Raw genomic sequence first — 7,848 nt, 5'->3', positions numbered from 1 at the left:
ATTTGCCAGTTAGCAACTTGCCGATGATGCCGTTACGTAACTATCCGTGCTTATGCGGTGGCCGCTGCACGCTGAAACTTACGTGGTTTATTACTGCGTGGCTTACCATTACCCGCTTGTTTAGCCGCAGGTTTGCTATTGCCACTCGGTTGTGCATTATTACTAGCAGGCTTATTACCGTTCGCCGAACCTGCCCCGGCAGGCTTTCTGCTCCGCCGGTTCGCTTTGGGCTGCTGATTGCCTGCCGACTGACCACGGTTTTTCGCCTGGCCGTTGCCACGCGATGAATTACCTTTTGATTGGCGATTGTCGCTGTTTGCCGCCTGCCCCGCCCTACTTTCGGCTTGGCCGGATTCTGCATTAGCGGTTTTTGGCTTCTTCGCTTTCTTCGGCTTTTTCGGTTTCATTGGCCGGGTGTCTAAACGCGATTCCGGCAGCGCATTGGTCGGCTGGTAACCGTCCAGTTCTTTACGGGGCAGCAATTCCTGAGTTAAGCGTTCAATGGCAAACAGCTCTGGCGCTTCCAGGGCACACACCAGCGAAACGGCCATGCCCACTTCGCCCGCACGACCAGTTCGGCCAATACGGTGTACATAATCTTCTGCCACTTTCGGCAGTTCAAAATTGACTACTTGTGGCAATTGCGGGATATCAATACCGCGAGCGGCGATATCTGTCGCCACCAGCACCCGAATTTGACCGGATTTAAAATCGGCCAAGGCTCTGGTACGGGCTCCTTGGCTCTTGTTGCCATGAATTGCGGCGGCGTTAAGGCCTTTATCTGTCAGGAATGCGGCCAGCTTGTTGGCTCCGTGCTTAGTGCGGGTAAACACCAGCACTTGTCTCCAGTCACCATCTTTGATCAGCTTCACCAGCATCGGCGCTTTTTTCTTCACGTCAGCCGGGTAGATAAACTGCTCGACCGCTCGGGCAGTCTGGTTTGCCGGGTTGACTGAAATTTCAACCGGTTGATTCACCAGATCTTTGGCCAGAGCGCGAATCTCATCAGAGAAAGTGGCGGAAAACAGTAAGTTTTGACGCTGCTTTGGCAGCAGGGCGAGAATCTTGCGGATATCACGAATGAAGCCCATATCCAGCATGCGGTCGGCTTCGTCCAGCACCAACACTTCCAGCTGATCGAACTTTACCGCGTTCTGGCTATAAAGGTCCATTAGTCGGCCTGGCGTAGCGACCAGCACATCCGCGCCCTTACGCAAACGCAGCATTTGCGGGTTCACTTTTACCCCGCCAAACACAACGGCACTATTAAGCGGCAGGTGACGACTGTAGTTAAACACGCTTTCCTGTACCTGGGCGGCCAACTCGCGAGTAGGCGTAAGAATCAGCGCGCGCACATGGTTGCCTTTCACCCGCGGGCCGTTCGACAGGCGCTCTAAGATCGGCAGAGTGAAGCCTGCGGTTTTACCGGTTCCGGTCTGTGCTGCCGCCATCACATCTTTGCCTGCTAATACTGCCGGAATGGCCTGTGCCTGAATCGGTGAAGGAGTGTCGTATCCTTTTTCTTGAATAGCTTGCAGGATTGGCGCAGAAAGACCCAGAGAGGTAAAACCCATATATGATTCTCAATTGTTAATAATTAAAACATTTGCTCGCTGATTATCAGCAGCAAAAGGAGCGCCATTCTGAGGCTTTCAACCGCAGGTAGCAACCGTTAGTTGGCTATTGACGGTGATATTAGCTGTACATAACGGCTGACAAAACTATCAGCCGCGCAATTGGCTTCCATTTCCGTTGTTTAAACAGCCAGTTATCAATCCAAACTACGCTTCTAAACTATCCGGCTGCAATATAAATAAATTATCTGCTATTTATCACCTTGGACAACTTTTCCTCTAGACCAAACCCGCTCGATTGCAAAATCTTCCGGGTTAAGCAGCACCAGATCGGCATCACAGCCAGCTTCAATCCGACCTTTGTTAGGGAGTCCCAACGCATTGGCAGGGTTTCTGGTGATACAGGCCAGGGCTGTCTCAAACGGTATGCCGTGCTTTCGTGTGGCCTCTTTGACCGCATCAAACAGGCTGCTAATGCTACCGACATCCACCCCTATGGTATTACCTTGATCGTCAAAGCGCGGCAGACTGGCGTTCGCATCTGAACTGAAACTGATCAGTGACGGATTAACCCCAGCATCCAGCGCCTGCTGCAACGCATCGGCACTGGCAATATCCCCATCGGCTAACAGGCCTTCATTCGTACTGGTGGTGAAATCGATGTAGCCTCCTTGCAGGCCATATCGCAGCGCATCAGCAAACAGGTCTGGATTACGGTTCATATGGGTAGGAATAAAATGCTGAATAGAGATATCGGCTTCGGTAACCACTTTTCTCAGTAAGGAGAGTTGCTCCGGCCCATCGCCCAAATGGCAGAAAACCACCCCTTTTTTGCCCGCCAACGAGGCTGACGTTTTGGTTTTTCGGGCAATATCGAGCAGGTCGTTAAATGTGATCACCGAAGCGCGGTGGTCCGACAGAGCCACTTCGCCGACACCAATGATCTCGGGAATATAGATTAAATCCGTCTCCACGCTCTCAGTTAAGGTTTGCAATGGAACATGGTAGGAGCCGGAGTAAAAATAGGCAGAGAGACCTTTTTCTTTCAGCTCACGACATTTGCCCAATAAATTTGCCACGTTACGGGTGACAGAGTCGGTTCCAAGCGCACCAACCAGAGTGGTGACGCCCGCAGCGGCCGCTTCTTCGGCCAGCAACTCTGGCGTCCTGTTAGCAAAACCGCCTTCACCGCCACCGCCACAGTAGTGCACCAGGCCGTCAACAAATCCGGGGACCAATAATTTTCCTTTGGCGTCTATAAGTTGAGTATAAGACGTCACGTCCGGCAAGGTATCGTAAATGGCGGCAATCCGACCATCTGCGATAAGCAAGTGCTTAGTTCCTTTATTTTCAGGTGCATATAAGGTGACGTTACTGATTAAACTGATCATTCCGTGCATCTCCATCAGACTTTGTGAGTCAGACCTGCCTTGCTAAGGGCGAAGGGTTGCCCATCGGCAAAGCCATTTCAAAAAATAACAATATAGGTTTATAGCGCACTCAATAAGAGATATCGCTTAACGGTTTTGATATCTGGATACATGCTGCAATCGCGTTTCGATAGCAGCATGACTGGAAAGAAGATGGTTGTTATTCGTTACGCCATTCACTCAGCGCATGGCGACTGAGTTTATAGAAGCTGATAAAGCGGACTTCGGTTATCCAGGCAGGCGTCAGCCTCAGCCTACGCTGATGGTGAGTAATGAGTTGGTGAGTGTCTCTCAACCGCATAAACCGAGCCATTTGAAAAGGTAGGCCATCATCATAGGGCAGAACAGGAACGTAATCTAGCGCCAGGATGAAAGAGTGCCAACTGCAAAACAGCCGATGGCGCCGGGCGATAGTTCTGAAAACAGATCAAAATCATACTTGATTTGAGTTGACCACTTTTAGTCAACCAGACATTATCAGCTATTATTTAACATGTTGCATATTTTCAAATAGTTGGACTGAGATGATTTTTTCGTTAGTGCTGATTGTACTTATCGCCATCAGCTGTTTTGTGCTGGTAGGAGCCGCGTTCGGGTTGGATGCCCGTCGTAAAGTCGCTGAACTGCGCAGGCGGGTGGAACAGCTTGAACGCCAGTTAGCCGATAACCACCGGGCCGAGCCATCGAAAACGGAAGCTGAAACTTCAGATATCAAACCCACTCCCCCACTTGCCTCTGAGTCCCAGGATAGCCCTGGCCCAATAGCGAAACCATCTGAGTCGGCTGCAACAATTAATCAGCCACATCCAGGCCCGCCACCGTTTGATATGGGCTATGTATCAAAACCGGAAAGCAGGGTTGAAGTGAGATTAGCCAGCGAAGACAGCAAGCAAACGTCTGGGCCAATTTTTTGGTGGCAGGCTGTCAGTCGTTTTCTGATGACTTTCCCCACCGGAGATCGCTCGATTAATGGCCTGTTCTGGCTAGGTGGCGTCGTACTAACATTGGGCGGACTGTTCTTGGCCAAGTACACCTTAGATGCCGGATTGCTGTCTCCTGTTGCCCGGGTACTTCTTGGCTTTTCTGTGGGCTTGGGGTTGATTGTTACTGCCGAATACCTGACCCGGCAAAAGGTTCGCTTTGATATCCATAATGACTATTTAAACGCGGCAATAGTGTCTGCAGGTGTGATTACCTGCTATGCCATGACACTGGTCGCCTCCCATTACTATCAGCTGATCTCCTCAACCTTCTCATTCATTGTGTTGGCCGCAATAGCACTGACCGCCACAGCAATGGCTCTGCGTTATGGTCCGATAGTGGCGGTTATCGGCATTTTGGGTGCTTACTCTGTACCTTTACCATTCTGGCAGTTGGACTACAACGTATTAACCATAGCCAGCTATGTCACTTTGGTCAGTGTCTCTGCCATCGTCGTTGCCAACCAAGTACAGCGCCAATGGTTGTGGTGGCTAAGCTTTGCAGCGCACTTTATCTGGTTCTTAATCATAGTGATGCTAGGCGGTCATGGCGATGCATTAGTCATACTACTATTTGCGGTGGTTTCGCTGTATCTGTATGTGCTGAGCGATACCTTAGGCTGGACTCTGCAGCGCGTTCACCTGACTCCGCTGTCACTTAAAGTGCTGCTTATGCCTCGTAAAGAGCAGGCTGGACTACTTGCGTCACTGCTACCTATTTGGCTGTTCTATTTTGTTCATGGCTATCAACCAAGCTTAATTTTGGCTACCGTTGTGGTACTGATGGTGCTATGCACCGCGCCACTGCGCCATTCTGCCTTTGATTCCTGGCCGTTGCTTGGCTGGTTGTTATCTATCGCCACCCTTGGGATGATGCTGCCAGAAACAAACTACAACGACCTCGATTTTGTCTTTACCGGCGCTCACTTATATAGCCAGGCCATCGCATTAGCGCTGTTTAGCTACGCGTTAACTATGCAGCGCCATTATCCGGATCGGTTGGCATACAGTCTGCTGTTGGTGGTCGGCCCCAGCTCACTGTTTGCCCTCTGTTATATTTTCTCGCCACCACAGGCTAATCTGGCAATGTATTCGCTATGGGCTGTCGAGCTGGCTCTGTTAGCATTAGTAGCCGAGAGACTAACCGCAAACCAGCAACTGGCATGGGTAAAACTTTCCGGAATACTACTGGCCAATATTAACGTCAGCTTGATTCTCACCATGCTGCTGGAATCGAGTACCCTCACCCTTGCCCTCAGTGCACAACTGGTAGGCTTAGGATATTGGTGCCGGAAGTTGGAATTAAGCCCTCCTCACTGGCTGGTAAAAGCTCTGATGGCCGTGGTACTGATTCGCCTGACACTGTTCCCATGGCTGGATGGCTACAGTGACGAACGCCTGTTCGGAATTCACTGGACCATTGTGATCTATCCATTGGTAATCGGCCTGTTTGTTCTGGCCCGCCGCCATTACCAGGACAACCTGCTGCGCCAAATCATGGCCGGGGCAATCATGCACCTCGCGGCACTTGTAATCACCACAGAAAGCAGTTACCAGTTGGTTGGCCGCTATCCGAATTTGTCTGCTCCGAGCTTTCATGAAGCTATTCTGCTGGCAATGAACTGGCTATTAATAGCGGCGGTATATTGCTACCGAAGCCAATATTCAACCTCGCTGCAAAAAGTATATCTCAGCTTTGCTGCCCTACTTGCTCTTGGCGCCGGGTATTACCACATCGCACTGAACTCTTTGAGCAGTCCCTGGTTTGCTCCGCAGTCAATCGGCGAGACGCCACTGTGGAACTGGTTACTCGCCTTATGGTTGATCCCAGCTTTAATCTTGCTTGCCGTATCCCGTTTGACGCTATTTCAGACTAAACTACGCCGCATCATTTACGGCATTAGCGCCGTTTGGCTGCTGCAGTTTATTAATGGCACCATCCGCCATCAGTTCCACCAGGATCAGATCTGGGTCAGGTTGCCGACCGAAGAGCTGGAGATGTACAGCTATTCTCTGGTCTGGTTGGTTATTTCGGTGGTTACGCTTGTCGCCGCGCGCCGATTTGCCAAACCGCTGATGCAGCAAATCGGCTTTGGCCTGCTGGCTATCGTGGTATGTAAAGCATTCCTAGTCGATATGTCGCAGCTAACCGGGCTCTATCGTGCCCTTTCATTCCTCGGCTTGGGGGTTAGCTTGCTGGGCATCGGCTGGCTGGTACAGAGGATGAAAGGTAGTGACTTTCCAGATGCGAAACAATCCTAGTGAAATGGGGGCGCAGACATAGACAAAATTCGCATGACGTCACAGGTTAAGAGTGAGCTTAAGGCGACCTTTCTGAGTCCAAGCTAACCGAATCTAATCTATGATTTAAAAATTCATTCAGATTTGCTGCACGTTTTTTTGCAAAGCCATAGCGGGAGGCGCATTCCAATGACAGGTGCAAAATGGCAGTGGTTATTGACACAAATGACTCGAAAACTGGGGTTTCGAACCTCACTGTATGCGCTCCTGGCCGTCGCCACCGCCCTAACCTCTATCGGACTAGACATAATTATTACCCTACCAGCTGCAGTCACTGTCAGTGATGAGCTACTGGACAATATCTTAAACATACTCGCGACAAGTATGCTCGCGGTGACCACGTTTTCATTAAACATCATGGTCTCCGCTTACAGTGCCGCCAGTGCTGGCGTTTCACCAAGAGCAACAAAGCTGCTGATGGAAGACAGCACCACCCAAAACGCTCTGGCCACTTTTATCGGATCTTTCCTGTTCAGCCTGGTTGGCATTATTGCCCTTGGTATCGGCGCTTATAGTGAGCAGTCCCGAATTTACCTGTTTATCGTCACCATGTTTGTTGTTGTGATGATTGTCATTACCTTGTTGCGTTGGGTTCACCATCTTTCCGTTTTTGGACGAGTGAGCGAAACAACGTCGACTGTAGAGAAAGCGCTGTTAAACGCGATTAAAAAACGCGGTAAAGAGCCGTGGATGGGTGCTCATCCATGGAGCCACACTGAACACACACCGCGAGGAAGTGTTTTGCTATGCAGCAAAGAGATTGGTTACTTGCAACACATTGATATGCGCCACTTACATGACCTTGCTGAAGAAAGTCAGTGCACCATTTACATTCACCGCCTACCTGGAGATTTTGTTTATGCAGGTCAACCGCTGGCTTGGGTGTGTGGCAATACGCCTGAAGAAGATCTGACCTCGGCTTTTACCATACGAACCGAGCGTACGTTCGATCAAGACCCTCGTTTTGGCTTGGTCGTATTGGCAGAGATTGCCTCGAAAGCCCTGTCCCCCGCAGTCAATGATAATGGCACAGCGATAGACGTTATCGGACGATCTGTTCGCGCGTTATCATTGTGGGGAGAATTACTCAATCAGCCTCCCAGAAAGGTTTGCTATCCCAGGTTGTATGTACGCTCACTGAACCGCCAGGATCTGTTTGAGGATGCGTTTCTTCCCATTGCCCATGACGGCGTCGGACAAATCCAGGTTCAGGTTCGTTTACAAAAAGCGTTGCTCGCACTAGCCAGTATTCACCCCAAATTATTTACCCAACCGGCGCTTAAACTATCCACAAAAGCATTAGAGCTGGCGTATACCCAGCCCTATACCGACGACGAGAAACAGATACTTTCACAACTTGCGCATCAAATTGGTCGGTAAGTTATGCGGAAAGTGGACAAAACATCTTGAGACACGCTCGGATCGTTTTATCACTGTGTTAGGAGACAGGCAGGTTGGTTTTATATCAATAAGATCTAAGTTAATACAATTGAATTAGCAACTGCAATTCCAGCAACGTTTTCATGAGTAAACTTAATAAGTCACCTTTGATGAATAAGGATG

General features: G+C 50.0%; 4 protein-coding genes. 2 read left to right on the top strand and 2 right to left on the bottom strand.

The genetic code is table 11. The annotated features are described in order from the left end of the window. Positions 1-50: 50 nt before the first annotated feature. Both ACQY6F_RS17400 and iadA read right to left on the bottom strand, forming a co-directional pair. Positions 51-1,574, bottom strand: a complete 1,524-nt coding sequence (locus ACQY6F_RS17400; RefSeq protein WP_428776242.1) for a DEAD/DEAH box helicase — start codon at positions 1,572-1,574, stop codon at positions 51-53. 251 nt (positions 1,575-1,825) lie between these two features. Then, positions 1,826-2,965 carry a beta-aspartyl-peptidase gene (gene iadA / locus ACQY6F_RS17395; RefSeq protein ID WP_428776240.1) on the bottom strand — a complete coding sequence of 380 codons (1,140 nt, stop codon included), beginning with the start codon at positions 2,963-2,965 and terminating at the stop codon, positions 1,826-1,828. 563 nt (positions 2,966-3,528) lie between these two features. Here iadA and ACQY6F_RS17390 point away from each other — a divergent pair. Both ACQY6F_RS17390 and ACQY6F_RS17385 read left to right on the top strand, forming a co-directional pair. Continuing rightward, complete coding sequence (locus ACQY6F_RS17390) at positions 3,529-6,246, top strand: DUF2339 domain-containing protein (RefSeq protein WP_428776238.1); 2,718 nt, start codon at positions 3,529-3,531, stop codon at positions 6,244-6,246. Between the two features lie 168 nt (positions 6,247-6,414). Beyond that, entirely contained in the window at positions 6,415-7,665 is a 1,251-nt protein-coding gene (locus ACQY6F_RS17385) for a DUF2254 domain-containing protein (protein WP_428776236.1), read from the top strand. Positions 7,666-7,848 lie beyond the last annotated feature (183 nt).

The sequence above is a fragment of the Vibrio sp. genome (genome assembly GCF_050299255.1).
In the GTDB taxonomy this organism is placed as follows: Bacteria; Pseudomonadota; Gammaproteobacteria; order Enterobacterales; family Vibrionaceae; genus Vibrio.
This window is presented reverse-complemented; position numbering and strand designations above follow the sequence as displayed.